Consider the following 26925-nt stretch of genomic DNA (forward strand, 5'->3'; position numbering starts at 1 on the left):
GTATTAGGACGTCTCTCGCAGTAGATCCTGGGCCTTGCCCTTGGCCTTCGTGATCAGTTCCAGCCACGCCGTGATCTCCGCTTCGTGCTTCACCAGCGAAGCCGCCGAGGCCTTGCTCTTGGCCTCCCGCGCCTTCGTGTTGAGACCGACCTTCGTCGCGCACTCGGCATCGGTGGTGGCCTGCTTGATCTCGGCACGCTGGGCATTGTCGAGCGCCGCGGTGTCAGCGCCGGGAATGTTCGCGTAATGCGAGAGCGCCGATTCCCTGGCCTTCTCCGGCGTCTTTATTTCCGGATAGCCGCCGGACTTCATGCAAGAGGCCCATTCGGAAAGCGACTTCTGATATCCGTCGTCATCGGCGAGGATGTGCGCGCTGTTCTGCTTGACGCTGTTGTAGACCGTCCAGTTGAGCCGGAGGTATTCCTTCACGTCCCCGTACACGGCCTTGAGCGTTTCACCGCGACAGCCCTTCGACGGCACCATGACCTTGCCACCGCCGAAGTCGAACTCCACACCGCCCTCGGGCTTGTCGACGTACCCGTCCATGGCCATGCTGTGGGCCCGCTTGACGTCCTCGGGCAGCGCGTCGAAGTCGTCCGGGCCCTCCTGGGCCTTCTGGTTGTCCGACCTGCGCGGGTCCGCCCCGTAACCCACGGTGCGCGCGGTCTCGGCCGACGGGGAGAGGTCCTCGCTCCGCTTCTTGCCGCTGTTGGTACCGGAGCCGCCCGCCGGGAAGACCTTGAAGCCCTTGTCGTTCATGCACTTGCGGATCAGTTTGAACTCCGCGTCGCGCTCCTGGTCCAACGCCGCGTTGGCGCTGTCGAGGGCCGTCTGCGCCCTGCGGGCCGTCTCCAGGTCCTGCGGGGCTTCCTCCGAACAGGCAGCGGAGGCGGCGCCCAGCAGCACCGTCACCGCGATGGCCGTCATGCCCCGGGTGCGCTTATTCAATGTCCGTGTCCGTGTCCTCTTGAAGGTGCGGCCGGGCCGCCTCCGCGACGCGGGGCGACCCGGCCTTCAGGCGTTGATCAGCAGCCGTTGCCGTCGTTCAGGGTGTTGCTCGCTCCGTCGTCATTGGCGTCCCAGTAGTAGTTCACGGAACCGCCGGGGATGAGGCAGATCTCCACGCCCCACGACATCCAACGACCGCCGTAGGTCTTGGAGGACTGGCTGCGGCGGTTCCACCAGGAGCTGTCGTTCTCGTAGACGGCCGGCATGTCGATGTCCCAGCGGGCGGACTCGTACTTCGTCCGGTACATCGAGTTGTTGGTGCTGTAGTTGCTGTCCTTGTAGATGCAGAAGTTGCCGTCGTAACACGTGCGGTCCACGGCCGCTGCGGACGGCGCCGCGGCGATGACGCCGGCCACGGCCGCCATCGCGATGAATCCGGCCGAAATCCTCTTACTGAGCACTCGTGACTCCCCCTTGTCGGGTGGTGACTGATGCTGTGAGAGGGCAGGGCAGCCGAAGCCCTTCCCCCCGGTCGGCTGAGATCAGGCTAGGCCACGCCCACCGGAAACAAAAGGTCAATTCCCTTTAAGCAAAGGGCTGTTGGCGATTGGAAGTGATCATTCAGTGGCCAATTCCCGATGCGTGAATCCATCATTCCGGCGCACCGCCACCTCACTGGAAAGGCGGTCGGTGCAGGTCAGCCCGGCGGACGCCGGGACGGGGTGGCTGAGCGGTGCCGGAGCCGCGCCGCCCGGACCCCCACGGTCCGGATGAACCCCGAACACGGCCTGAAAATCGACGCGTTCGCGACCGCGCCACGCCCTGGAGGCCGAAACCCGTGGGCCGGCCGCGCCCGCCTCCGTAGGGTGGCCCGATGGAGACCCACGTACGGCTGGAGCCCTGGTCCGCCGGCGACTTCTGGCTGCTGGAGCGCAAGAACGAGCCGGCCATGACCCGGTTCCTGGGCGGCCCCGAGCCGGCCGCGAAGCTCGTCGACCGCCAGCGCCGCTACGAGGCCCTGAGCGCGCGGGAGCCGGCCGCCGGCCGGATGTTCCGCGTCGTGTGGACCCCGGCCGGAGCGGGCCCCGGCGACAACGGACGCACCGGAAGCGGCGGACGCACCGGAAGTGTCGGACGCCCCGAGAGCGTCGGATCCGTCGGCTTCTGGGAGCGGGAGTGGCGGGGCGAGCCGGTCTACGAGGCCGGCTGGGGCGTCCTGCCCGAGTTCCAGGGCCACGGTCTGGCCGTGGCAGCGCTCACGGAACTCCTGGCGTACGTCAGGGCCCACGGCTCCCGCAACAGCGTCCACGCCTTCCCCGGCACCGACCACCCGGCGTCCAACGCGGTGTGCCGGCGGGCCGGTTTCGAGTACCTGGGCGACGTCGACTTCGAGTACCCGCCCGGCGTGCCCCACCCGAGCTGCGACTGGCGCTACCGGGTGGGCCGTCCGCAGGACGGCCTCACGCCGTCAGGATGATGCGGCCGCGGACCCCGGACGCCCCGAGGTGGGCGTGGGCCTCGGCGGCCTCGCCGAGCGGGAAGGTGTCCGCGACCCGGAGGGTCAGCGCGCCCGCGTCGACCAGGGCCACCAGACGGGCCAGGTGCGCCCCGTCCGCCGCGACCTCCTGCTCCACGACCCGGACACCGCGCTCCGCGGCCGGGGCGTGGTTCGGGATCAGGCCCACGTAGACCCCGCCGTCACGTACGGAGTCCAGCGCGGCCGCGCCCAGCACCGCCGCGTCCAGGACCCCGTCCACGGGCCCGGCCGGAGCCTCGCCGCGCGGGACGAACCCGGTCGCGCCCAGGGACCGTACGAGCTCCTCGTCGTCGGCGCCCGCCAGGGCCGTCACCGCCAGACCGGCCCGGGCGGCGAGCTGGACGGCCAGGCCGCCGACGACGCCCGCGGCTCCGGTGATCAGCACCGAGGAACCGGGGGCGAGCCCCAGCAGGTCCACGGCGCGGGCCGCGGTGAGACCGGCGAGCGGAAGCCCGGCCGCGGTCACCGCGTCCACGGCGGTCGGGGCGGACGCGACGGCGGTGGCGTCGAGCACCACGTACTGCGCGTGCGTGCCCAGCGGCTTCACCGGCCCGTAGTGCAGGCCCACGACCCGGTCACCGGCGCTCCAGCCGGTCACCCCGGCGCCGACCTCGTCGATCTCCCCGGACACGTCCCAGCCGAGGCCGAGCCGCTGTCCGGCGCCGCCGAAGATCCCTGCGACGACCGCGCCGTCCACCGGGTTGAGCCCGGCGGCGGCGACCTTGACGCGGAGCTGGCCGGCCTCCGGGCGGGGTACCGGGACCTCGGCCAGTTCGACCCGCTCCGGGCCGCCGAACTCGCTGACCACGGCCGCCAGCATCGTCTGCTCGCTCATCTTCATCTCTCCCGTTCGCTGCTTCGCTCGTTCGCTGCTTCGCTCGTTCGCGTGCTCTCGCGTTCTCGCGTTCTCGATGAGCACTAACCTAGGGAGAGGTACTCTCTTTTCGTAAGTACGCACTCCAAGGTGCGTACCCGACCCGGAAGTGGGGCACCCATGGCCACCAGCACCGCCGCGGACCGCCGCGAGGAAGCCCGCTCCGCCTACGACGCCTTCCTCAAGGAATGCCCCACCAGCCAGCTCCTGGCCCGCATCAGCGACAAGTGGGTCGGCCTCATCGTCAGCGCCCTCGGCCAAGCCGAAGACCGCTCCATGCGCTACAGCGACCTCGGCCGCAAGATCCCCGGGGTCAGCCAGAAGATGCTCACCCAGACCCTCCGCTCCCTCGAACGCGACGGCCTCGTCACCCGCACCGTCACCCCCACCGTCCCCGCCCGCGTCGACTACCGCCTCACCGACCTCGGCAGCAGCCTCGGCTGCCTCCTGTCCTCCGTGAAGCTCTGGGCCGAGAACCACTTCGACGAGGTCAGCACCCACCGCAACACCTACGACCACGCCACCGCGACGTCATAATTCGGCCGCGGCCGCTGGCACGGAACTGGCATGCTGAACGGGTGAACGGACCCGGCATTCAGCTCACCCTCGCCCCCGAACTGCGCCTCTTCGCCCCGCCCAGCCGGCGCGCCGAACGCGTACCGACCGCGACCGACGGCGCCTCCAGCCTCGGCCACGTCGTCGAATCGGCCGGCGTCCCGCTCACCGAGGTCGGCCGCCTCCTCGTAGACGGCCACGAGGTACCCGTCTCCTACGTGCCCCGGGACGGCCAGAACGTCGAGGTGTACGGCGTCGAGCGACCCCAACAGGTCCCCGGCGCCCCGCTCCGCTTCCTCCTCGACGTCCACCTCGGCACCCTCGCCCGCCGCCTGCGCCTGCTCGGCGTCGACGCCGCCTACGAGAACGAGGACATCGGCGACCCCGCCCTCGCCACCCGCTCCGCAGCCGAACGGCGCGTACTGCTCTCCCGCGACCGCGGACTGCTGCGCCGCCGCGAACTGTTCGCCGGCGCGTACGTCTACAGCGACAACCCCGACGAGCAACTGCGCGACGTGCTGGGCCGGTTCGCACCCGCCCTCGCGCCGTGGACCCGCTGCACCGCCTGCAACGGCCCGCTCCACGAGGCGGACAAGGAGAGCGTCGGCGACCGCCTGGAACACGGCACGCACCGCTCCTACGACGTGTTCGCGCAGTGCACCGAGTGCGAACGCGTCTACTGGCGCGGCGCCCACCACGCCCGCCTGGAACGGATCGTCGACGAGGCCCTCGTGGAGTTCGGCACGGCCTGAGCCGTGCCCGGGCGGGCCGGGGGCGGACGGGACCGGCCGACCCGCGGTGCCGTACCGGGCGTCGCAACCCGGTGGACCCGGCCGGTCACAGCGCTAGAACGCGTAGGCGTCGCCCGTGTCCAGCGCCAGCACCACGTGCTCGTTGTTCGCGCGGTTCCGGTCCGTCGCACCGCCGTTCCACCACGTGTCGACCCGCACCGCCACCTCCGGCGCCCGATCCCGCAGCCCCAACAGCAACCCGATGTGGCGCCCCTGCCCGTGCAGCGGCAACGACCCCGTCTCGCACACCACCTCGCGCAGACCCGCCCGGGCACAGCCCTCCGCCAGCTCCTGCCGGTCCGCGAGCTCCGCCGACAACCGCACCCGCACCGTCGCGTTCGGCAGCGCGGCGGGCCCGTCGTTCTCCGGGACCATCCAGATCCTCAGCCGCGCCCCCGACAGGGCCACCCGGCCGTGATAGGCCACATCGGCTTCCGGCCCGTCCCACGCCGACACCGACGCCTGGGCCGACCCGGGGACACCCGCGCCGAGCGCCAGCAAACCCGCCACCACCACACTTCGTACGGCACCACGGCGCACCGACACCACCTCCTCGCGCGGAGGCTAACCACCGCCGCCCCCGACCGGTCGGACCATCACACGAACGAGGGCGTGCCCACCCCCAACTGCCGTGGTCACCTCCGGAGCGTCCGCACACACCGGGGCCGGGCCGGATCATGCACGCCCCGCGCGGCCCCTGAGCCGCGCCTATGCTGGCGGGTAATCGCCCGTACGAACGACCTACGAACGACCGAGGAGCCCGCACATGAGCACGGCCGCCACCCGAACCGCCGTAGTCACCGGCGCGAGCAGCGGCATCGGCGCGGCCACCGCCCGCCAGCTCGCCGCAGCCGGCTACCACGTCGTCCTCACCGCCCGCCGCAAGGACCGCATCGAGGCCCTCGCCGCCGAGCTCACCGAGGCCGGCCACCAGGCCACCGCGCACGCCCTCGACGTCACCGACCGCACCGCCGTCGACGCCTTCGCCGCCTCCCTCGACCGCTGTGACGTCCTCGTCAACAACGCCGGCGGCGCCATCGGAGCCGAGCCCGTCGCCACCGGCGACCCCGCCGACTGGCGCACGATGTACGAGGTCAACGTCATCGGCACGCTCCACGTCACCCAGGCCCTGCTCCCCGCCCTGACCGCCTCCGGCGACGGCACGGTCGTGGTCCTCTCCTCCACCGCCGGCCACTCCACGTACGAGGGCGGGGCCGGCTACGTCGCCGCCAAGAACGGCGCCCGCGTCCTCGCCGAGACCCTGCGCCTGGAGATCGTCGGACAGCCCGTACGCGTCATCGAGATCGCCCCGGGCATGGTCAAGACCGAGGAGTTCGCGAAGACCCGCTTCCGCGGCGACACGGAGAAGGCCGAGAAGGTCTACGCGGGCGTCGCGGAACCCCTGTCCGCCGACGACGTGGCCGACACCATCACCTGGGCCGTGACCCGCCCCAGCCACGTCAACATCGACCTCCTGGTGGTCCGCCCCCGCGCCCAGGCCTCGAACACCAAGGTCCACCGCGAGCTCTAGAGCACTCCCGCCGCCTTCAGGTGCGGCACGAGGGCCGCCGGCTTCAGCCCGGCGGCCCTCGCCGCGTCCAGGGCCCGCTGGAGGTCCGCCGCCAGCGTCGGCGTGAAGTGCAGCAGCACGATGTCCCCGGCCTGCAGCCGCGGCGCGGGCGGGGTCCCGCCCCAGGTGGTGAAATCGTGCGTCCAGGTGATCAACGCCTTCACCCCGCACGCCTTGGCCGCGAGCCGCACGTCGTCGTTCACCGCCCCGTAGGGCGGCCGCAGCAGCTTCGGCGTCCGCCCGAAGGTCGCCTGGAGCCGCTCCCCCGCCCCGCACACCTCGGCGTCCTTGCCGGCCGCGTCGAGCGTGGTGAGGTCCGGGTGGTTGACGGTGTGGTTCTCGACGGTGGCCCGCCCCTCCTCCGCGAGCCGGGTGAAGTACCCGGTGTCGTACGAGGTCGCCCCCGGCAGCAGGAACAACGAGGCGGGCACCCGCTTGTCGAGCAGGATCCGGGCCGCGGCCGGATCGTGGTTCCAGCCGTCGTCGATGGTGATGAAGACGACCTTCTCCCGGGTCGGCACGTGCGACACGACAGGCGGCAGCCCCACCTTCGCCTGGGCGGACCCGACGGCCCCGAGGACGAGCGACAACGACGCGAGCGCGGCGATTAGCACGCGGGATCTCCACATGCCGCACACCCTGGTCTAGACCAAGATGCGGGTCAACCCTCCCGCCACAAACGGAAGTTGACGCACCACATCCGAGTGCGTGCGGCGCAATGTGAAATTCCATCACACGTTCGAGTGGCCCTCGGGAAATCGGCCAGACCGGCCAGGAATCCGCACCTAAGTTCAGCCGCAACACGAACAGCCCCCGCCCGGGATGGCACTCCCGGCCGAGGGCCTCACCAACAAGGAAGAAAGGCTTCCTCATGGCTGAACAGGACCCTACCGCCGCCGCGCGCTTCATGGACCTCACCGACCCCCGCTACGCCTACATGTTCGGCTTCCTCCAGGCCGACGGACACTTGTCTCAGCAGAGCCGACAACGTGGGCGCCTCACCGTGGAGCTCAACGTCCGCGACATCGACCTGCTGCACGAGTTCCAGCGCCTCACTCCGTACAACAGCTCCGTCACCGAGCGCACGCGGGCCACGAACTTCGCCTCCGCATCACACACCGCCGTCTGGGCCTGCAGTGCCCTGGAAGCGCGCACCATCATCAACGAGCTGGGGATTCCGTACGGGCGCAAGTCCAAGACCATCGCACCGCCCCGCGTCGACTTCTCCCGCCGCGACTACATCCGCGGCGTGATCGACGCAGACGGTTCAGTCGGGTACACGGGGAAGGGCTTCCCCTTCGTCTCGCTCACGACCGCCAGCACGGCGATCGGTGCATACCTCTGCCACTACGCCAAGAAGATCACCGGAGCAGAGCGCACCATCAAGCGCAATGCACGAGATGGCGTCTACAACATCCTCTACACCAACGAAGCAGCCGTTGAGCTGGCCTCACATCTGTACTACGACGGCTGCCTCGCCCTGGAGCGCAAGAAGGCCGCAGCAGGCTCCCTGGGCGCGTGGACCCGACCTGCGGACATGCCCAGGATGACCCCACGCCGCCGCTGGGCTGTGGCAGAGGACCTCAAGCTGCTCGACATCGGTGACGCCGCTGCCGTGGCCGTCGAACTGGGCCGCAGCGAATCTGCCTGCAGGCAGCGCCTCACACGCCTCCGCACGGGCTGCGGCCCGTGGCCCGCGCGCTGACCCGCCTGACACGCTAAGGCCCGGAACCCCACAGGGTTCCGGGCCTTCCGCTGTTTCGGCAAACCGCCGGCTCAGCCCTTGACGCAGATCAGCGCCTTGAGCTTGGCCACGACCCGCACGAGGTCCGTCTGCTGGTCGATGACCGCCTCGATCGACTTGTACGCGCCCGGGATCTCGTCCACGACGCCCGAGTCCTTGCGGCACTCGACGCCCTTGGTCTGCTCCGCCAGGTCCCGCGCCGAGAACCGCTTCTTCGCCGCCGTCCGGCTCATCTTCCGGCCCGCGCCGTGCGAGGCCGAGTTGAAGGACTTCTCGTTGCCGAGCCCCTTCACGATGTACGAGCCCGTCCCCATGGAGCCCGGGATGATCCCGTAGTCACCGCTGCCGGCCCGGATCGCGCCCTTGCGCGTGACCAGCAGGTCCATGCCGTCGTACCGCTCCTCCGCCACGTAGTTGTGGTGGCAGCTGATCTCGCGGTCGAAGGAGACCTTCGCCTTCCGGAACTCCTTGCGGATGACCTCCTTGAAGAGGCTCATCATCGCGGCGCGGTTGTACTTCGCATACTCCTGCGCCCAGAAGAGGTCGTTTCGGTACGCCGCCATCTCGGGCGTGGCCGCGAGGAAGACCGCGAGGTCCCGGTCGACCAGGTTCTGGTTGTGCGCAAGGCCGCGGGCCACATTGATGTGAAAGTCCGCCAGCTCGTTCCCAATGTTCCGTGATCCGGAGTGCAGCATGAGCCAAACCGCCCCGGACGCATCAGTTGAAAGTTCAACGAAATGATTCCCGGACCCGAGCGTTCCGGTTTGCCGCATGGCCCGGTCCCGCCGGAACTTCACCGCATCCGTGATGGAGTCGAAGCGCTCCCAGAGCCCCTCGTACCCCTCCACCGAGAACCCGTACAGCCGCGCCGGGTCCACGGCCTCCTTGTGCATCCCCGTGCCCACCGGGATCGCCCGCTCGATCTTCGACCGCAGTCCCGACAGGTCCCCCGGCAGGTCGTTCGCCGTCAGGGACGTCTTCACCGCCGACATGCCGCAGCCGATGTCCACGCCCACCGCCGCCGGGCAGACCGCGTCCTTCATGGCGATCACCGAGCCGACGGTGGCCCCCTTGCCGTAGTGGACGTCCGGCATGACGGCCAGACCCTTGATCCAGGGGAGGGTGGCGACGTTGTGCAGCTGCTGCATCGCGCTGTCCTCGACCGACGCCGGGTCGGTCCACATCCGGATCGGGATCTTCGCCCCGGGTACCTCTACATACGACATAAGGAATCAATCCCCTGAAAATCACAGAAAAGTAAGAATGCGCAAAAGCCTCGCTCTTGATCCCAAATACGACAGGGGACCGGCGCCAGCACCAGCGTGTGCGATAGACATTGTGTCCAGCCGCGCCCAAGTCGCGGCAACGCATTTTCCTGACCGTCGGGGGGCCCGCCGGTCGAAGGGAGCCAGTGGACGTGCAGCGCAAGGCGGTACGGGGGCGAGTCCTGCCGGGCATCGCGATGCTCACCGCGCTCGCCGCCGGGGCGGCCGGTCTGACCGGGTGCACCAGCGGCAGCAGCGGCGGAAGCACCAGCGACTCGAAGGCCGGCGGCACCGCCGCCGCACCCGCCCAACCAGGCAAGTACCGCAGTCTGCCCTCGCCCTGCAAGGCCGGCGCCGACAGCAAGAAGCTCAAGGGCATGCTCCCGGCCGGGGACAGCCTCACCCCCGAGCAGCGCGACCAGATGTACGCCGGTGTCGCGGACGCCTCGTACGACGGCGACCGGCACGTCGGCTGCCGCTGGACCGGGCAGAGCCCCGAGGAGACGCGGCTGCTGTCGGTCGGCTTCGAGCGCGTGGTCTCGTACGACCGGACCACCACCAGCGACGACGACAAGGCCAAGCAGGTCTACGTCCGCCGGCTCACCGACGCGAAACTGCCCTTCCCCGGCCCGACCGCGAGCCCCACCCCGGCGGCCCCGACCCAGGGCGCGCCGACCCCCGGAGCGCCCGCCCCCGGAGCGCCCGCCCCCGGAGCGCCCGCCCCCGGAGCGCCCGCCTCCGGAGCGCCGGCGTCCCCCGCCGCGAGCCCGTCGGCGCCGGTCGAGCTCGGATCGCGCGTCTTGGAGGGCCCCGGCAACGACGCCTTCCTGGAGGACAAGCTCAGTCCGGCCGGGGCCAGCGCCGCGCAATCCCGCACCGTGCGCATTGTGTTCCGTACCTCGAACGTCATCGTCACCATCGAGTACAGCGTGCAGCCCGCGCTGCCCGGCACGGTCCCGCCGAGTACCGAAACCCAGGACAAGGCACGGCAGTTGGCGCAGGCCCTGGCCGAGCGTTTCAGCGAATGAGCGGTGTGCGCCGGGCTCCCGCGTGACGGCGCGCACAGCAGGCGGGTACCCGGTCGGGCTACCGTTGCCCGGGTCCCGCGTCCGAAGAACAACCGACAAACGTACTGAAGGAACCATGCACCGATCAGCCTCGCGCCTCACCCGCGTCCTCGCCTGCGCAGCCGTCCCGGTGATCCTCACCGTCGCCGGGTGTTCGTCCGACTCGGGCAAGGACACGAGCTCGAACGGCGACAAGAAGTCCGGTTCGTCCTCGTCCGCCAAGCCGAACCCGAAGTCCTCCAAGACCCTGGAGAAGGCGGCCTTCGCCACGCTCCCGGACCCGTGCAAGGCGCTCCAGACGCCGACGATAGACACGCTCGTCCCGGAGGCGAAGGACAAGAACGGGACGGCGCCCAAGTCGAACGACGTGGCCACCCGTACGAGCTGCTCCTGGAACGGTCTGGACGAGGACGGTCTGAAGGGCTCGCAGTACCGCTGGCTCTCGCTGTCCTTCTTCCGCTACGACTCGCAGGCCACCCTCGGCGATGCCAACAAGCGCGCCGAGGAGCAGTACAACAAGGAGTTGGAGGCCGCGAAGACCGCCGAGGGCGCGCAGGACCCGAAGGCGGAGGCGGTGGCCGAGATCGGTGACCAGGGGACGTCGGTCATCTACAAGGTGAAGAAGGACGGCAACGACCACTTCAACACGACGGTCGTGGCGCGCACCCAGAACGTGGTGGTCACCCTCGATTACAACGGTGCGGGGTTGGAGGGGGCGGCTGCGCCGGACCACGCGAAGCTGCTCCAGGACGCGATCACGGCCGCCAAGGAGGCCGTGACCTCGGTGGGCGCGGCGAACAAGGCGCCGGCGGAGCAGCCGCAGTCCCCGCAGCCCCAGTAGGAACGGGCGCGGGGCGGGGCCTCCTGGGGCACTGACATCCGGTCACCCGTACGCTGTGCGTGCCGCAGCTTGGTAAAGGCGCGGTAAGTACCCAGTACTGAGCATCGGCACGCTCCGCTCGGTACGTGCTCGACAAGGGGAGGGGATCGCGGGTGGCCGCGATGCAACTGACTCGTACGCACCGGATCCTCATAGGCGTGGTGGTCGCGGGAGCCGTGGTCATCGCGGGGATCGGGTTCGCGGGCTCGTACTCCGCGGTGCGTGCCCTCGCCCTGCAGAAGGGGTTCGGCAGCTTCTCGCTGGTGTTCCCGATAGGTATCGACGCGGGCATCTGTGTGCTGCTCGCGCTGGACCTGCTGCTGACGTGGCTCCGGATCCCCTTCCCCTTGCTGCGTCAGACGGCGTGGCTGCTGACGGCGGCGACGATCGCCTTCAACGGTGCGGCCTCGTGGCCGGATCCGCTCGGTGTCGGGATGCACGCGGTGATCCCGATGTTGTTCGTGGTGACGGTGGAGGCCGCCCGGCACGCCGTGGGCCGGATCGCGGACATCACTGCGGACCGGCACATGGAGGGTGTGCGCATCACGCGGTGGCTGCTGTCGCCGGTGCCGACGTTCAAGCTGTGGCGCCGGATGAAGCTGTGGGAGCTGCGCTCCTACGAGCAGGCGGTCGGTATGGAGCAGGACCGGTTGATCTACCAGGCCCGGCTGCAGGCGCGGTACGGGCGTTCGTGGCGGCGGAAGGCTCCGGTGGAGGCGCTGATGCCGCTGAAGCTGGCCAAGATCGGTGTGCCGCTCGCGGAGACGACTCCGGAGGCGCTGGCGGCGACGGGCATCGAGCCGGCGGTGCTGCCGCCGGTGGAGCAGCAGGCGCAGCAGGTCCAGCAAGCTCCGCAGGCTCCGGCGCTGGCGGCCGCGCCCGAGCTGGCGCAGCAGGGCCAGCAGGTCGCCCAGCAGGTGCAGGATCCGGCCGGCGCGCCCGGTGTTCCGGGTGTTCCGGGTGTTCCCGGTGTTGCCCAGCACGTCCCGCCGGCGTTCGCGGTGGACCCGACGGCGATGCCGGCGGCGCACAACAGCGCGTGGTTCGCCGCGCCGCTGGCGCCGCAGGCGGCGTACGAGGGCGGTTACAACCCCCAGTACGTGGAGGGCTTGGAGCCGACCCCGGTGCTGCCCCCGATGGGCCCGGACGAGGAGCAGTCCGTGTCCGCGCAGCAGGATCCTTCCATCCCGGCTCAGCGCCAGCAGGAGGTTCCGGCCGAGGGTCCCGAGACTCCTGACGAGGCCGAGTTCGCCGAGGCGGCGTACAAGGTGTTCTGTGCGCTGGTCGACGAGAAGCAGGACTACCCGTCGGCCGAGGCGCTCGACATACACCTGTCGGACGGTTACGGCGTGACGCACCCGCGCAGCGGTTCGCTGCTGCGCCGCATGATCCCGGCGTTCAAGCAGCGCCATCACAAGGACCGCGAGGCGGAGCACATCGCGTGACGTGACGGCCGTGGACGGCGGAAGGGCCCGCACCCCGAGGGGTGCGGGCCCTTTCGCGTGCCGGGTGGGTCGGCTCAGACGGCGAGCAGTTTGCGCACGCGGTCGGCGCCCACTGCCAGGAGCAGGGTGGGCAGTCGCGGTCCGGTCTCCCGGGTCACGAGGAGCCGGTAGAGCAGGGCGAAGAAGGTGCGCTGCGCGACCTTGAGTTCCGGCGTGGGCTTGGCGTCGGGTTCGAGGCCGGCCATGACCTTCGGGACGCCGTAGACGAGGGTGGTCAGCCCGTCGAGGGACCAGTGCGAGTCAAGGCCTTCCAGGAGGAGCCGGAGCGACTCGCGGCCCTCGTCGTCGAGGGACGACAGGAGCTCGGTGTCGGCGTCCTCGCGTACGAGGGTGCGCTGGTCGGCCGGGACCTGGGTGGTGATCCAGTTCTCGGCGCGGTCCAGGCGCGGCCGTACCTCGTCGAGGGAGGTGAGCGGCTGCGTCGGGTCGAGGTCGGTCAGGATGCGCAGGGTCTGCTCGTCGTGGCCGGCGGTGATGTCGGCGACGGAGGCGAGCGTCCGGTACGGGAGCGGGCGCGGGGTGCGCGGCAGCTCGGCGGCGGCGGTGCGCACGGCGCGGGTGTGCGCGGCGGCGTCGGCGGGCAGTACGGAGCCGTCGGCGACCTTGGCCTCCAGCTTGTCCCACTCGTCGTAGAGCCGCTGGATCTCCTGGTCGAAGGCGATCTTGAAGGACTGGTTGGGGCGGCGGCGGGCGTAGAGCCAGCGCAGCAGCTGCGGCTCCATGATCTTGAGCGCGTCGGCCGGGGTGGGGACCCCGCCCTTGCTGGAGGACATCTTGGCCATGCCGCTGATGCCGACGAACGCGTACATCGGTCCAATCGGCTGTTCGCCGCCGAAGATGTGCACGATCTGGCCGCCGACCTGGAAGGACGAGCCGGGTGAGGAGTGGTCGACGCCGGAGGGCTCGAAGATGACGCCCTCGTAGGCCCAGCGCATGGGCCAGTCGACCTTCCAGACCAGCTTGCCGCGGTTGAACTCGCTGAGCTTGACCGTCTCGGTGAACTCGTCTTCGGTGCAGACGTAGGTCATCTCGGTGGTCTCGTCGTCGTACGAGGTGACCTTGGTGAAGTCCTTGCCGCACTGGCCGCAGTAGGGCTTGTACGGGAAGTAGCCGCCCTCGCCGGTGCTGCCGTCGTCCTCGGCGGCGGCGCCGGAGCCCTCGGCGGCTTCCAGCTCGGCCTCGTCGACCTGCTTCTGCTGGGGCTTCTTGCCGCCCGGCTTCTGCTTGGTGCGGTACTGGTCGAGGACGGCGTCGATGTCGCCGCGGTGCTTCATCGCGAACAGCACCTGCTCGCGGTAGACGCCGCTGGTGTACTGCTCGGTCTGGCTGATCGGGTCGTACTCGACGCCCATTTCGGCCATGGCCTCGATGAAGGCGGCCTTGAAGTGCTCGGCCCAGTTCGGGTACGCGGATCCGGCCGGGGCGGGCACGGAGGTCAGGGGGCGCCCGATGTGCTGGGCCCACGACTCGTCGATGCCGGGCACGCCGGCGGGCACCTTGCGGTACCGGTCGTAGTCGTCCCACGAGATGAGGTGGCGGACCTCGATGCCCCGGCGGCGGATCTCGTCCGCGACCAGGTGCGGGGTCATGACCTCGCGGAGGTTGCCCAGGTGGATGGGGCCGGAGGGGGAGAGTCCGGACGCGACGACGACAGGTTTGCCGGGTGCTCGGCGCTCCGCCTCGGCGATGACCTCGTCCGCGAAACGGGAGACCCAGTCGGTCTCGGTGCTGCTCTGAGCCACGACACGTCCTTCTATCTCGAATGCTGGCTTCAGCCATTCTCCCAGACGGAAGGGGTCGCTCCGAGGTTGCTTTTTCACCGGGAAACGGTTTGCCCCCGCGTGGGATACTCGGCTCTTGTCGGAACAACCAAGTGCACTCACCGGCACGACCTCACAGGAACGGCAGCTCATGGCCTCGGTCCCTTCCCTCGCTTCTTCCGTCAATCAGCGCGTCGCGGACGCCCTTGCCTCCGCCCTGCCGGAGGCCGGTGGCGCGGACCCGCTGCTGCGACGAAGCGACCGGGCCGACTTCCAGGCCAACGGCATCCTGGCGCTCGCGAAGAAGGCGAAGGCCAATCCGCGCGAGCTGGCGGCGACCGTGGTCGGGGGCATCCAGACCGGTGACCTGATCCAGGAGATCGAGGTCTCCGGCCCCGGTTTCCTCAACATCACCATCACCGACCGGGCGATCATCGAGACGCTGGCCGCGCGGGCCGGCGACGACCGTCTGGGCGTCCCGTTCGCGGCGAACCCGGGCACCACGGTGATCGACTACGCGCAGCCGAACGTGGCGAAGGAGATGCACGTCGGGCACCTGCGGTCCGCCGTGATCGGTGCGGCGATGGTGGAGATCCTGGAGTTCACGGGCGAGAAGGTGGTCCGTCGCCACCACATCGGCGACTGGGGCACCCAGTTCGGCATGCTCATCCAGTACCTGCTGGAGCACCCGCACGAGCTGGACCACAAGGGCGGCGCGGACGCCGACGAGCAGGCCTCCGGCGAGGAGGCCATGTCCAACCTGAACCGGCTCTACAAGGCCTCGCGCGCGCTGTTCGACTCCGACGAGGAGTTCAAGACGCGGGCGCGGGCCCGGGTGGTGGACCTCCAGGCGGGTGAGCCGCAGACGCTGGAGCTGTGGCAGCGGTTCGTGGACGAGTCGAAGATCTACTTCTACTCCGTCTTCAACAAGCTGGACATGGACATCCAGGACCCGGACGTGGTCGGCGAGTCGGGCTACAACGACATGCTGGTCGAGACGTGCGAGCTGCTGGAGGATTCGGGCGTCGCGGTCCGTTCGAACGGCGCGCTCTGCGTCTTCTTCGACGACGTCAAGGGCCCGGACGGCAACCCGACCCCGCTGATCGTGCGGAAGTCGGACGGCGGTTTCGGCTACGCGGCGACCGACCTGTCGGCGATCCGCGACCGGGTGGGCAAGCTGGGCGCGACCGAGCTGATCTACGTGGTCGACGCGCGGCAGTCGCTGCACTTCAAGATGGTCTTCGAGACGGCGCGCCGGGCGGGTTGGCTGAACGACGGGGTCAAGGCCGTGCAGCTGGCCTTCGGCACGGTGCTCGGCAAGGACGGCAAGCCGTTCAAGACCCGTGAGGGCGAGACGGTCCGGCTGGTGGACCTGCTGGACGAGGCCGTAGAGCGGGCGACGGCCGTCGTGCGCGAGAAGGCCGAGAAGGTGGGCCTGACCGAGGCGGAGATCGTCGAGAACGGCCAGTTCGTCGGCATCGGCGCGGTGAAGTACGCCGACCTGTCGACCTCGGCCTCGCGCGACTACAAGTTCGACCTGGACCAGATGGTCTCGCTGAACGGCGACACCTCGGTGTACCTGCAGTACGCGTACGCGCGGATCAAGTCGATCCTGCGCAATGCGGGCGAGCGCAAGCCGGGCGCGCACCCGGAGCTGGAGCTGGCCTCGGCCGAGCGCGCGCTGGGCCTGCACCTGGACCAGTTCGGCGAGCTGATCGCCGAGGCGGCCGCGGACCACGCCCCGCACAAGGTGGCGGCGTACCTCTACCAGTTGTCGTCGCTGTTCACGACGTTCTACGCGGAGTGCCCGGTGCTCAAGGCCGACACCCCGGAGCAGGTGGAGAACCGGCTGTTCCTGTGCGAGCTGACGGCCCGCACGCTGACGAAGGGGATGTCCCTCCTCGGCATCCGGACCCCCGAGAAGCTCTGACATCGCTCGATCGGCACGACCGCACAACCGCACAACCGCACAACCCGCACCAAATGTGTACGGCCCCGGCAGCTACTGCTGGGGTCGTACGCATTTCGTGATCTCCGAGGCCTCCCACGATCCCGTCAACCCCACTAATCTGATCGTGTTCAAAACTTAATGGGGGGGGAATTTCGTGAAGAGCATCAAGCGAATGGCCGCCGTGGCCGCGGTGGCCGTGGCCGGCCCGACCATCCTGACCGCGACGCCCGCGATGGCCGCTGACCAGCCGGCCGTCATCGTCCCGGACGTGGCACCGAAGGACGACGCCGCCGACGCCGGTACGCCGGCCCCGGCCGTGCCGGACGTCAAGGCCCCGGCTCCGGTCGTACCCGCTCCGGCCGTCCCTGCTCCGGCCGTCCCGGACGCGCAGGCGCCCGCACCGAAGCCGGCGCCGGCGCCCGCCGCCGACAAGGCGGCGAAGGACGCCAAGAGCGACGAGGACACGCAGGGCGCCGAGTCCGACGGGATCCTCATGGGTCCCGAGGTCACGGTGGCGGGCATCCCGAAGAACGGTTTCAAGGCCGACGGCGGCTGGACCCCGCTGCAGGTGACGGTCGACAACGGCGGCCACGTCGCCGTGCCGAACTACACGCCCAGCATTTCCGTCGACGGGTACGGCGCCGAGTTCAAGCCCTCCCAGGTCAAGGTCGAGTGGAAGGCCGCAGGCGGCACCTGGCAGCCTGCCAAGCTGGCCCAGGGTGAGGCGCTCGGCTCCAGCCTGCAGTACAGCTTCGGGACCAACCCGTCCCTCGCCAAGGGCACTTCCTACACGGTCGACGTGCGGATCGCCTTCGCCGCGGACACCCCGGTGGTGCCCTTCGACCTGACCTCGGCCGGCAAGAGCCGCGTCGGGAACCACGTCAACCACTCGCCCACCTCCTGGTACAACACCACGATCACCGGTGCGGTCGACGATCGCGAGAACCCCTTCGTCGAGGGCCCCGCGCTGACGGTGAACGGCGTGCCGGAGACCATCAAGGCGGGCGGCGACTGGACGAACCTGTCCGTCCACGTGGACAACGGCGGGAAGGAGGCCCTGAAGGGCTTCGACGTCGGCATGGTCCTGGCCCGTCCCGACTGGGTCAAGATGAAGCCCTCCCAGATCAAGGCCGAGGTCCTGAGCAAGGACAAGGACGGCAAGGTCGGCTGGCACGCGGCCGAGATCTGGGCCGAGGAGGAGGGCGTCTTCTTCGGCATCGACCTCGCGGGTGGCCCGGTCCCGGCCGGCAAGAGCTTCGACGTCCAGGTCCGGATCCGTTTCACCGCCGACGCGCCGCTCGGCCCCGTCAGCATCTTCTCCTGGGGCTCGTCCAACGTCGGCCTGGGCAGCCCGAAGCCGTGGGCGGACTCGCGTTCCAAGGTCCGCCTGACGGACATCGTCGCCGCCTCCACGGACACGGGCGGCAACGGCAACCAGCCGAAGCCGAACGGCGGCGCCAAGCCGATCACCGACACCAGCAGCGGCACGGGCACCACCGGAAACACCGGCACCACCACCGGTGGCGAGCTCGCCGCCACCGGCAGCGACCCGGCCACCACCTGGGCCCTCGGCGGCGCGGGTGTCGCCCTCGCCATGGGCGCCGCCCTGGTCGCGGGCACCGGTCGCCGCCGCCGCACCACCGCCTGAGGTCTGGGGCACGGCACGCGTTCACCCGTACGGCCCGATTCGGGCCGTACGGGTCGTACGGCCCGTCTCGGCGGACCGCACATACTTCGCAATCCTGTAGCCCTCTGCAAGCTCCTCCCGCCTCACTAACCTTGGCGCCTCCCAAGGGGTTTGGGGCGGCTCCGGACATGTCCGGAGCTCGGGGAGGTAAAGAGCATGCAGTTCAAGCGCATGGCCGTCGTGGCAGCAGCCGCGGTGGCCGGCCAGACACTCCTGATGGCCGCACCCGCGGTGGCCGATGATCATCCGGCGGTGACCGCGCCGGACGCGGTACCCGTGGACACCGCCGGGCCGTCGGACGGGGCGCAGGCACCGGCGAAGGAAGAAGCCCAGGAGCAGCCGGAGGAGAAGACCCCGGCCGAGGACGCCGCCGCGCAGCAGCCCGCCGTACGGGCCGTGGCCGCACCGGCGGTGCCCGACACACTTGTTGTCCCGCCCGCACCGGAGGCGCAGGTGCAGGCCCAGGCCCAGACGCCGGCGCAGGCGCAGGCGTCCCCGCCGGAGGCCCTCGACGAGGGTGAGGACAGCGGGTCCGACCGGATCTTGATGGGGCCCGAGGTCACGGTCCAGGGCATCCCGGCGGCCGGATTCAAGGCCGACGGAAGCTGGACCCCGCTCACCGTGACCGTCGACAACTCGGGCCACCTCACCGTGGACGAGTACACCCCGTTGCTGGGCGTCTCGCAGGCCGCCGGACAGTTCGGGCCGGCCCACATCAGCATCGAGCACCGCACCGCGGGCGGGCCGTGGACGGCCGCCGTGCCGGTCCAGAGCGCGGCCCCCACACTGGGCTACGCCCTCGGCAGCGCCGCCGCGGTCCCCGCCGGCCAGATCCGGACCATCGACGTCCGGATCAGCTTCGCCGCGGACACCCCCGTCGTACCGTTCGACCTGACGGCGGACGGCAGGGGCCGGGTCGGGACCGCCACCGGCAGCTCCCCCACGTCCTTGTACGCAACGAGGATCACGGGCGCACCCGGCGGTGACGAGGACCCGGTACGGGTCGAAGGTCCCGCCCTGGCGGTGAGCGGGGTCCCGGAATCGGTGCGGGCGGGCGGCGACTGGACGGAACTCTCCGTCCGGGTGGACAACGCCGGAAGGGCCGAGCTGGCCGCCTTCGACCTGGGTCTGATTCTGGCCCGGCCCGACTTCGTCCCGATGCAGGTCTCGCAGATCACGGTCGAGGTCCTGCGGCCCGGCGTGGACGGACAGCCGGCGGCTGCCTGGCAGTCCGTCGAGATCGTCTCGGACGAGGACGGCTACTTCTTCGCGGGCGGTCTCGTGCGCGGCCCGATCGGCGCGGGCGCGGCCTTCGACGTCCCGGTCCGCGTCCGCTTCTCCGCCGACGCCCCGACCGGATCGGTCTCCTTCTTCGCCTGGGGCACGTCCCAGGTCGACGCGGAAACACCCCCGCCGTGGGCCGACTCCCGCTCGCCCCGCCGCCTGACCACCCTCCTGGAACCGGCCCCCGCCCCGGGCGGGGAAACCCCGGGCGGCGGGACCTCCGGCGGCGGCACGCCCGGCGGCGAAGCCCCGGGAAGCAACACCCCCGGAGGCGGTACCCCTGGCGGGGAGACACCCGGCACCCCCGGCGGAGGCATCCCCGGGGACGGGACACCCGGAGGCAGCGCGCCCGGAGGGGCGACTCCCGGCGGCGAAGCCTCGGGAGGCGGTGCGCCCGGTGGCAACGGGCCCGTGCCGAACGGCGGCACCGGGACCACGCCGATCAGCACCGTCCCCACCAGCGGGAGCGCCACCGGCGCCCCCGCCCTCGCCGCCACCGGCGCAGACCCGGCCACCAGCTGGGCCCTGAACGGCGCGGGCGTGGCCCTCGCCATGGGCGCCGCCCTGGTCGCGGGCACCGGTCGCCGCCGCCGCACCACCCCCTGACCCGCTCGGCCGCCGACTCGGCCCCGTCACCCGCACGGGTGGCGGGGCCGCCCGCGCGGGACGCGCCGGAAGCCGTCGCGTTCCCCGGAGCGGGCCCGAGCCCGACGGCTAGGGTGGGCGGCGTCCGATCCGAGGAGAAACCGGAAATGCCCACCGCGACGCCTGCACGCGGCGGTTCAGTGCCGCCGATGCCTGAGTACACGCCGAAGGCCCTGCGCGCCGCCATCGCCGCCCGCACCCCGGCACTCCTGCCGGGTTTCGACGCCGCCTGGCGACAGCAGATCGCCGACGCGTACGACATCGGGCCCGTTCCCGCGTTCATGGCCCGCTGGTGGGGCGAGTACGCCCTCGCGCGCGATCCCGAGCTCGACCACCGCGTGAATGACCTCGAAGCCCGGGCGGCCGAAGCCGCGAACGCCGAGACGGCCCGCGAACTCCTCGACGAGGCCTCGCGCATCCGCCACGAGCTGCGCGACCTGGAACCCGGCGAGTGAGCGGGGAGTTCACCGGGCCGATAGAACTGCTGGCCCTGCTGCGCGAACTCGATGACCCGGAGCGGCTGGAATGGCCGCTGCACTACGACCGCGCGACGACCGGCGTCAAGTTCGGCGGGCTGGTGCGTCGGCTCGAAGCAGACTTCGGTACCTCGTGCGAGTCCGAGCGGGACACCCAGGACTCCAGCGAGTACGGGCGTGTCCACGTGCCCGCGGACGCGACGGTCTGCGGGACGCGGATCGTGGTCTGCGTGAGCAAGTTCGGCTCCCTCGCAGAGGTCTGCGCCGACAATCCGGGGGCCTTCCTCGGCACGGACGATGCCCAAGAAGAAGGGGCGCTGGACCTCGGCGACCTCGCCACCGTGGAGCGGGCGCTGGCCGACCTCGGCTACGTGAGTGTCCCCGAGGAACTGCTGGAGAGCGACTACGAGGGCCCCAGCGCGCTGGAGGACTTCGCGGCCCGGCCCACCTGGTGGACACGGTTCTTCGGCATCCGGTGACCCGCCCGCCCGGCCTCCACCCTCAGCCGGCCTCTGGCCTCTGGGCGCCGACTGCGGCCCAGGGGGCCCCTCGGCAAGACCTTAACGGGACGGCCTCACACACCACGGCCGGTGGATATCACCCGTTCGGCCCGGTTCGGGGTGTAGCGGCCGGGTAGGGGATGGCCCGTCCATCCCCCATAGGCGCCACAGATCCCCGGAGGCCTCCGTGCCCGACATGAACGGCCCCTACAAGCCCGGCACTCCCTGCTGGATCGACCTGATGGTCCCCGACCAGCAGGCCGCCCTCGACTTCTACTGCGACGTGTTCGGCTGGCAGGGCGAGGTCGGCCCGGCCGAGCAGGGCGGATACTCCGTCTGCACCCTCAAGGGGCAGCCGGTCGCCGGCATCATGAAGGCGATGAACCCGGACGGCACCGTCCCGGACCCGATGCCGCCGACCGCGTGGACCACGTACCTGGCCACCGACTCCCTCGACTCCACCCTCAAGTCGGTCACCGACTCCCACGGCACGGTCATGATGGGCCCGATGGACGTCATGGACCTCGGCCGGATGGCCGTGATCGCCGACCCCACCGGCGCCGTCGTCGGCCTGTGGCAGGCCGGCACCTTCGACGGCGCGGGCATCGTCAACGAACACGGCGCGCTCATCTGGAACGAGCTGAACACCCCCGACGTCCCCGCCGCGGCCGCCTTCTACACCGCCGTCCTGCCCGTCACCACGACTCGGTCCGAGATGCCGGGCGCCGGGGAGTACACCGAGTTCAAGGTCGGCGACCGCGCGGTCGGCGGAATGATGGACCTCGCCAAGTTGCCCGCCGGGGTGCCGCCGCACTGGATGCCGTACTTCCACGTGGACAGCGTCGACGAGATCCAGGCCGCCGTCGTACGGGCCGGCGGCAGCGTCATGGCCCCGGCCTTCGACATGGTGGCGGGCCGGATGGCCGTCCTCGCGGACCCCCAGGGCGGCACCTTCTCGGTGATCACTTCGACGGTGACGGAGCAGCCCGTCTGACGTTTTTCGGGTGCACAGGGCATGTTCCCCGCCCCCTGTGCACCGCCTCCTTCCGTCTGCCACGTCATCCGCGGCGGACGGAAGTACCGTGAACGCGAATGCCCCCCGACTGATTTCGGCAGTCGGGGGGCATTTGCTCGATTACAGTCCGCGCAGCATTCTCAGACCGGAGCGCGAGGCGATATCAACATCACCCCGAGAATTGGTCAAACAGGCAACCAGAATCCGCCCGGGTCGCGCCCACGAGAATTCCACACCTTGATCCGGTCGGATCAAATGTGCTCACTGGGGTTGGCCGGCTGGTAGAAGTTCCAGCTTCCCGGGCCGTGGTGCTGCCCGTCCGGGGAGTTGCCGGAGGGGCAAGCTCCGTTGTCGGAGCGACCGTTCCACCACATGGAGCAACAGTGGTTACAGAAGCGCCAGTTGTCCTGGAACGCCGTCACGTCGTTGGGGAGGGGGAGGGCCACGGCGGCCTTCTTTCTGGAGTGGAGATGACGCGAACCCCTACGCAATCAGCCCGATACGGCGGGCCTACACACGGGGGCCGCGATCCGAACAAGGGAATAGTACGCACCGAATACCTAGAATTCGGGCGCGCCACGCCGCCGTGTCGGAATTTCGATTACCCCCCATGCGCTATCATTCCCGGAGAAACGAATCTCTTGAGGGTGGAATTCATTCCCACCTAAGAATTTCAGGAAAGCGCATTCTGGGAAGATGTCACGGGCGCCCGATTCGGAACTCGCACCAGACGACCTTTCCGGGGGTCCGCGCCAGCACTCCCCACTCGTCGGCGAGCGCAGTGACGAGGGTGAGGCCCTGACCGTGCGGCCGGTCGCGGAGCCGCGTCGCTCCGGGCCCGCCGTCGTGCACCTCGATGCGGACGGTCGCGTCCTCGAAGCCGTACAGCCGCAGCAGGTAGCCGCGGCCGGGCGGGACGCCGTGGCGCAGGGCGTTGGTGGCCAGCTCGCTCACGCAGAGCAACATTTCGTCGTGGCGTTCGGTGACCACCCACGCCTGCAAGGTGTCACGTGTGAACTGGCGTGCAGCCGCGACCGTTCGAGGTGAGCGCAGGTAGAGCCGCTCGCGCACGAGCGCCGCCTGAATAGTTGGATTCACGGGACGATCGTCGCGTTGCGTGACTAGCGTGTGGCTGAGCGCCAACCCGTACTCCTTCATGAGTACGGGTCGGCACGGGGTATTCCGCGTGCGCGGGTGGGGAGTTCGCTGTCATGCCACCGAGGAAACGAGTACGGCCGAACGCGACGACCATGAAGATGGTCGGCGCGATGGTGGCCGCCGCCCGCATCGCCAAGAACCTGACCCAGAAGCAGCTCGGAGAGCTGGTCCGGCTCGATGCGGAGACCATCGCGTCCATCGAGCAGGGCCGGCGCGCGCTGATGCCGAACGTCGCGGAGCTGATGGACTTCCACCTGGGCCTGCCGGGTCTACTGACCGTGGCGGCGAACGAGATGCCGGCCGTCGACGCGACCCCGCCGTGGGCCGAGGAGTACATGGACCATGAGGCGCGTGCGATCGCGCTTTCCTGGTTCGACAACCAGGTGGTGCCGGGTCTTCTCCAGACCGAGAGCTACGCCCGGGCCGTCTTCAGGTGCCGCGTCCCGGCCCACCCCGAGGCGGAGATCGAGGCGCTGACCGCCCGGCGCATCGCACGCCAGGAAATCCTGCACCGCGCCTCGCCACCGACCCTGAGCTTCGTGATCTGGGAGGCCGTGCTCCGCGACCGCCTCGGCGGGGACGAGGTGTACGCGGAGCAGCTGCGCCACCTCCGCGCCTGCGCCGACCTACCGGACGTGAGCCTCCAGGTGATGCCGCTGGGTGGGACCTCGCACGCCGCTCTCGACGGTCCGTTCACCATCGTGGAGACCCAGGCCCACCAGCACCTCGGCTACACCGAGACCCAACGCGGCAGCCATCTGATCTCGGACCCCAATGAGGTCAGCATCATGGCGCGCAGGTATGCAATGCTGCGGACTCAGGCCCTCAACACCGAGCAGACGCGGGGCCTGTTGGACCGCCTGCTAGGAGAGACATGCGTGCCACGACCGCACTGAAGTGGTTCAAGTCCAGCTACAGCGGCAGCGAAGGCGGCCAGTGCCTGGAAGTTGCCGTGGCCTGGCGCAAGTCCTCGTACAGCGGCAGCGACGGCGGTCAGTGCGTCGAGGTTGCCACCTGCACCGACACGGTCCACGTCAGGGACTCGAAGGTCCAGGACGGCCCCGTCCTGGATCTCGCCCCGGCGAGCTGGGCGCAGCTGACCGGCTGGGTCAGCCGGTAGCGGCAATGCCGGCGGCGGTCACCCCGCCCGCTCGGCGACCAGCGGGGCGAGGCCGTCCAGGATGCGGTCCAGGCCGAAGCGGAACTGGTAGTCCGGCTCGCCGGATCCGGTGAACGCGTCGGAGTCCAGCAGTCGCGTCACCGCCGGGTGGCTGTCGGGGCCGGCGAGCAGCCGCAGGGTGCGGACGTACTGGGCCAGGGCCTGCTCCGGGGCCGTGCCCGACTTCACGATGGCGTCGATCATGTCCGCGGCCATGGTGGCCTCGTTCCGCACCAGGCCGCCGATCAGGATGATCGTGGAGAGCTTCTCGCCCTCCTTCAGGCCCGTACCGGCCATCGCTGCGAGCCCCCGGTCCATCCAGGCCAGCTGGTTCGGGGTCGCGGGCGGGGCCGTGATCGGGATGCGCAGGATCCAGGAGTTGGCCATGAGCACGGCCCGCTGCGCGTACGCCCAGTTCGTCAGCAGCTCGCGCCAGCCCCACCCGGCCGCCTCTGGCGGCAACGGCGGCGGGGTGCCGACCCCCGCGTCCGACATGAGGACGTACAGCTCCTCCTTGGCTGCGACGTACCGGTAGAGGGACATCGTCGAGACGCCCAGCTCCTTGGCCACCCGGCCCATGGAGACGGCGTCCGTCCCCTCACCCGCGGCCAGCGTCACGGCCGCCTCCACGATCTTCGGCAGGGTGAGCGTGGGGCGCGGCCCCTTGCCGGGGCGTTCGCGCAGGCCCCAGGCCATCTCCAGGCTGGCCGGGAGCCCGGTCCCGCTGTCCTCGTCGTCCTCGTCCGCCATGACCGCCCACTTCTCGATTGCCCCCATCCTAGTTCTGTGTATTACTTACACAGAAGAGCGTAAGGCATACGCAGAAGCTTGGAAGGGAGCACCGTCCCTCATGACCACGCACGCCTCCGGCGAATTCGGCATCCACGCCGCCGGCCTCACCAAGTCCTACGGCGACCTCCGCGTCCTGGACGGCATCGACCTGTCCGTCCCGCGCGGCAGCGTCCTCGCCCTCCTCGGCCCCAACGGAGCCGGCAAGACCACCACCGTCCGGATCCTCGCCACCCTCACCGCCGCGGACTCCGGCACCGTGCGCGTCGCCGGGCACGACACCGTGACCGCACGCTCCCGGGTGCGCGAACTCATCGCCCTCACAGGCCAGTTCGCCGCCGTTGACGAACTCCAGACCGGCACCGAGACCCTGCGCATGATGGGCCGCCTGGCCGGGCTCTCCCCGCGCGCCGCCCGCACCCGCGCCGACGAGCTCCTCACCCGGTTCGGCCTCACCGAGGCGGCCGCCCGCACCGCGAAGACGTACTCCGGCGGCATGCGCCGCCGCCTCGACCTCGCCGCGAGCCTGGTCTCCCGGCCCGAGGTGATCTTCCTCGACGAGCCGACCACCGGGCTCGACCCGCGCAGCCGCCAGGACCTGTGGGAGCTCGTACGGGAACTGCGCGCCGACGGTACGACCGTGCTGCTCACCACCCAGTACCTGGAGGAAGCGGACCAGCTCGCCGACCGCGTCGCCGTGCTGGCCGACGGACGGATCGCCGCCGAGGGCACCCCCGCCGAGCTCAAGTCCCGTGTCGCGGGCCACCGGCTGGACCTCACGTTCGCCACCCGGGCCGCCTACGAGGCGCTGGCCCCGCGCGCGGTGCACCGCGCCCCGGAAGAGCTCACGCTCGGCCTGGCCACCGACGGCACCGCCGCCCACGTCCGGACCCTGCTCGACGAACTCGACCCGGACCGCACCGACATCGACCGCTTCGCCCTGCGCAGCGCCACCCTCGACGACGTCTTCCTCGCCCTGACGGGAGCCGACCGATGACCGCCGTACCCGTGAACGCCTTCACCCTGGCCGGCCGCAGCCTCCGCATCAGCAGCCGGCGGCCCGACGCGCTGATCGCCGCCCTGATGCTGCCCGTCATGCTGATGCTGATCTTCGTCTACTTCTTCGGCGGGGCCATCGACACCGGCACGGCGTACGTCACGTACGTGGTGCCCGGCGCCATGCTGCTCTGTGCCGGCTTCGGGGCGGCCTCCACCGCCGTCAGCGTTTCCGAGGACATGAGGGACGGCGTCGTCGACCGCTTCCGCTCCCTCGATGTCGGCGGCATCCCGATCCTCGCCGGGCACGTGGCGGCCTCGGTGGTGCGCAACCTGATCTCCACCACCCTGGTCCTCGCCGTCGCCGTCGCGATCGGCTTCCGACCCCAGGCGGGCCCGGCCGCCGTCCTCGCCGCGGCCGGCCTGCTGTTGACGTACATCACGGCGATCTCGTGGCTGGCCGCCGCACTCGGGCTGCTCGCCAAGTCCCCCGAGGCGGCGGGCGGTTTCACCTTCCTGATGATGTTCCTGCCGTACCCGTCCAGCGCCTTCGTCCCCATCGGGACCATGCCCGGCTGGCTCCACGGCTTCGCCGACCACCAGCCGCTGACCCCGGTGATCGAATCCCTGCGCGCACTGCTCCTGGCGCAGCCCGCGGGCAGTGCGCCCTGGGTGGCCCTGACCTGGTGCGCGGGCATCACGGCCGCGGCCATGGCCCTGGCGGCGGTTCTGTTCCGCAGCAGGACCCGCTGAGGGGCCCCTGTTCGGA

The 26925-nt window shown here is 70.4% G+C and carries 27 protein-coding genes; 18 read left to right on the top strand and 9 right to left on the bottom strand.

The annotated features are described in order from the left end of the window. Positions 1 to 3: 3 nt before the first annotated feature. A complete protein-coding gene (locus OG207_RS19360) occupies positions 4 to 927 on the bottom strand; it encodes a hypothetical protein (RefSeq protein WP_329099735.1) in 924 nt (307 codons plus the stop codon). A gap of 98 nt (positions 928 to 1025) precedes the next feature. Next, on the bottom strand, positions 1026 to 1409 hold the full coding sequence (locus tag OG207_RS19365; protein WP_329099736.1) for a peptidase inhibitor family I36 protein: 384 nt from the start codon (positions 1407 to 1409) through the stop codon (positions 1026 to 1028). 413 nt (positions 1410 to 1822) lie between these two features. On the opposite strand from OG207_RS19365, the gene OG207_RS19370 reads away from it, so the two are divergent. Next, a complete protein-coding gene (locus OG207_RS19370; protein ID WP_329099737.1) occupies positions 1823 to 2425 on the top strand; it encodes a GNAT family N-acetyltransferase in 603 nt (200 codons plus the stop codon). Here the strand turns inward: OG207_RS19370 and OG207_RS19375 are convergent. Then, on the bottom strand, positions 2409 to 3305 hold the full coding sequence (locus OG207_RS19375) for an NADP-dependent oxidoreductase (RefSeq protein WP_329107734.1): 897 nt from the start codon (positions 3303 to 3305) through the stop codon (positions 2409 to 2411). The genes OG207_RS19370 and OG207_RS19375 overlap by 17 nt on opposite strands. A 174-nt stretch (positions 3306 to 3479) precedes the next feature. On the opposite strand from OG207_RS19375, the gene OG207_RS19380 reads away from it, so the two are divergent. Both OG207_RS19380 and OG207_RS19385 read left to right on the top strand, forming a co-directional pair. Further along, complete coding sequence (locus OG207_RS19380) at positions 3480 to 3896, top strand: winged helix-turn-helix transcriptional regulator (RefSeq protein ID WP_329099738.1); 417 nt, start codon at positions 3480 to 3482, stop codon at positions 3894 to 3896. 41 nt (positions 3897 to 3937) lie between these two features. Continuing rightward, positions 3938 to 4666: a Mut7-C RNAse domain-containing protein gene (locus OG207_RS19385; RefSeq protein WP_329099739.1), complete on the top strand. Its 729-nt coding sequence runs from the start codon at positions 3938 to 3940 to the stop codon at positions 4664 to 4666. A gap of 93 nt (positions 4667 to 4759) precedes the next feature. On the opposite strand, the gene OG207_RS19390 is transcribed toward OG207_RS19385, so the two are convergent. Then, positions 4760 to 5245: a hypothetical protein gene (locus OG207_RS19390; protein WP_329099740.1), complete on the bottom strand. Its 486-nt coding sequence runs from the start codon at positions 5243 to 5245 to the stop codon at positions 4760 to 4762. 226 nt (positions 5246 to 5471) lie between these two features. Here OG207_RS19390 and OG207_RS19395 point away from each other — a divergent pair, with 226 nt between their 5' ends. Beyond that, positions 5472 to 6236 (top strand): SDR family oxidoreductase, encoded by a 765-nt coding sequence (locus OG207_RS19395; protein WP_329099741.1) that lies wholly within the window; start codon positions 5472 to 5474, stop codon positions 6234 to 6236. On the opposite strand, the gene OG207_RS19400 is transcribed toward OG207_RS19395, so the two are convergent. Continuing rightward, on the bottom strand, positions 6233 to 6904 hold the full coding sequence (locus OG207_RS19400; protein ID WP_329099742.1) for a polysaccharide deacetylase family protein: 672 nt from the start codon (positions 6902 to 6904) through the stop codon (positions 6233 to 6235). The genes OG207_RS19395 and OG207_RS19400 overlap by 4 nt on opposite strands. Before the next feature lie 242 nt (positions 6905 to 7146). On the opposite strand from OG207_RS19400, the gene OG207_RS19405 reads away from it, so the two are divergent. Continuing rightward, positions 7147 to 7980 carry an LAGLIDADG family homing endonuclease gene (locus tag OG207_RS19405; RefSeq protein ID WP_329099743.1) on the top strand — a complete coding sequence of 278 codons (834 nt, stop codon included), beginning with the start codon at positions 7147 to 7149 and terminating at the stop codon, positions 7978 to 7980. A 71-nt stretch (positions 7981 to 8051) separates the two neighbouring features. On the opposite strand, the gene OG207_RS19410 is transcribed toward OG207_RS19405, so the two are convergent. Beyond that, positions 8052 to 9245 (bottom strand): RtcB family protein, encoded by a 1194-nt coding sequence (locus OG207_RS19410; protein WP_329099744.1) that lies wholly within the window; start codon positions 9243 to 9245, stop codon positions 8052 to 8054. A gap of 191 nt (positions 9246 to 9436) precedes the next feature. On the opposite strand from OG207_RS19410, the gene OG207_RS19415 reads away from it, so the two are divergent. From OG207_RS19415 to OG207_RS19425, 3 genes are all read left to right on the top strand, one after another. Beyond that, on the top strand, positions 9437 to 10312 hold the full coding sequence (locus OG207_RS19415; RefSeq protein ID WP_329099745.1) for a DUF3558 domain-containing protein: 876 nt from the start codon (positions 9437 to 9439) through the stop codon (positions 10310 to 10312). Between the two features lie 115 nt (positions 10313 to 10427). After that, positions 10428 to 11192 carry a DUF3558 family protein gene (locus OG207_RS19420; RefSeq protein ID WP_329099746.1) on the top strand — a complete coding sequence of 255 codons (765 nt, stop codon included), beginning with the start codon at positions 10428 to 10430 and terminating at the stop codon, positions 11190 to 11192. Positions 11193 to 11353: 161 nt separating this feature from the next. Then, entirely contained in the window at positions 11354 to 12676 is a 1323-nt protein-coding gene (locus OG207_RS19425; protein ID WP_329099747.1) for a DUF2637 domain-containing protein, read from the top strand. Between the two features lie 74 nt (positions 12677 to 12750). On the opposite strand, the gene lysS is transcribed toward OG207_RS19425, so the two are convergent. Further along, the gene (lysS, locus tag OG207_RS19430) at positions 12751 to 14478 is read right to left on the bottom strand and encodes a lysine--tRNA ligase (RefSeq protein ID WP_329099748.1); all 1728 of its coding nucleotides are present in this window, start codon (positions 14476 to 14478) and stop codon (positions 12751 to 12753) included. Between the two features lie 169 nt (positions 14479 to 14647). Here lysS and argS point away from each other — a divergent pair, with 169 nt between their 5' ends. From argS to OG207_RS19460, 6 genes are all read left to right on the top strand, one after another. Further along, entirely contained in the window at positions 14648 to 16426 is a 1779-nt protein-coding gene (gene argS / locus OG207_RS19435; RefSeq protein ID WP_329099749.1) for an arginine--tRNA ligase, read from the top strand. Positions 16427 to 16601: 175 nt separating this feature from the next. Continuing rightward, on the top strand, positions 16602 to 18095 hold the full coding sequence (locus tag OG207_RS19440; RefSeq protein WP_329099750.1) for a hypothetical protein: 1494 nt from the start codon (positions 16602 to 16604) through the stop codon (positions 18093 to 18095). 195 nt (positions 18096 to 18290) lie between these two features. After that, entirely contained in the window at positions 18291 to 20024 is a 1734-nt protein-coding gene (locus tag OG207_RS19445) for a hypothetical protein (protein ID WP_329099751.1), read from the top strand. A gap of 188 nt (positions 20025 to 20212) precedes the next feature. Beyond that, positions 20213 to 20518: a DUF6247 family protein gene (locus OG207_RS19450; protein ID WP_329099752.1), complete on the top strand. Its 306-nt coding sequence runs from the start codon at positions 20213 to 20215 to the stop codon at positions 20516 to 20518. Then, positions 20515 to 21018 carry a hypothetical protein gene (locus OG207_RS19455; RefSeq protein WP_329099753.1) on the top strand — a complete coding sequence of 168 codons (504 nt, stop codon included), beginning with the start codon at positions 20515 to 20517 and terminating at the stop codon, positions 21016 to 21018. Before OG207_RS19450 ends, OG207_RS19455 begins: the two co-directional genes overlap by 4 nt. Before the next feature lie 217 nt (positions 21019 to 21235). Next, on the top strand, positions 21236 to 22033 hold the full coding sequence (locus OG207_RS19460) for a VOC family protein (protein WP_329107736.1): 798 nt from the start codon (positions 21236 to 21238) through the stop codon (positions 22031 to 22033). Positions 22034 to 22753: 720 nt separating this feature from the next. Here the strand turns inward: OG207_RS19460 and OG207_RS19465 are convergent. Continuing rightward, complete coding sequence (locus OG207_RS19465) at positions 22754 to 23152, bottom strand: ATP-binding protein (protein ID WP_329099754.1); 399 nt, start codon at positions 23150 to 23152, stop codon at positions 22754 to 22756. Positions 23153 to 23265: 113 nt separating this feature from the next. Between OG207_RS19465 and OG207_RS19470 the strand changes: the two genes are divergently transcribed. Together OG207_RS19470 and OG207_RS19475 are read left to right on the top strand one after the other, a co-directional pair. Continuing rightward, positions 23266 to 24108, top strand: coding sequence for a helix-turn-helix domain-containing protein (locus OG207_RS19470; protein ID WP_329099755.1), 843 nt, complete (start codon positions 23266 to 23268; stop codon positions 24106 to 24108). Beyond that, entirely contained in the window at positions 24087 to 24332 is a 246-nt protein-coding gene (locus tag OG207_RS19475) for a DUF397 domain-containing protein (protein ID WP_329099756.1), read from the top strand. Before OG207_RS19470 ends, OG207_RS19475 begins: the two co-directional genes overlap by 22 nt. An 18-nt stretch (positions 24333 to 24350) precedes the next feature. Here OG207_RS19475 and OG207_RS19480 read toward each other — a convergent pair whose 3' ends face one another. Beyond that, the gene (locus OG207_RS19480) at positions 24351 to 25148 is read right to left on the bottom strand and encodes a TetR/AcrR family transcriptional regulator (protein WP_329099757.1); all 798 of its coding nucleotides are present in this window, start codon (positions 25146 to 25148) and stop codon (positions 24351 to 24353) included. Between the two features lie 73 nt (positions 25149 to 25221). On the opposite strand from OG207_RS19480, the gene OG207_RS19485 reads away from it, so the two are divergent. After that, complete coding sequence (locus tag OG207_RS19485) at positions 25222 to 26157, top strand: ATP-binding cassette domain-containing protein (RefSeq protein WP_329099758.1); 936 nt, start codon at positions 25222 to 25224, stop codon at positions 26155 to 26157. Next, entirely contained in the window at positions 26154 to 26909 is a 756-nt protein-coding gene (locus tag OG207_RS19490) for an ABC transporter permease (protein WP_329099759.1), read from the top strand. Before OG207_RS19485 ends, OG207_RS19490 begins: the two co-directional genes overlap by 4 nt. Positions 26910 to 26925 lie beyond the last annotated feature (16 nt).

Source organism: Streptomyces sp. NBC_01439 (assembly GCF_036227605.1).
Lineage (GTDB): Bacteria > Actinomycetota > Actinomycetes > Streptomycetales > Streptomycetaceae > Streptomyces.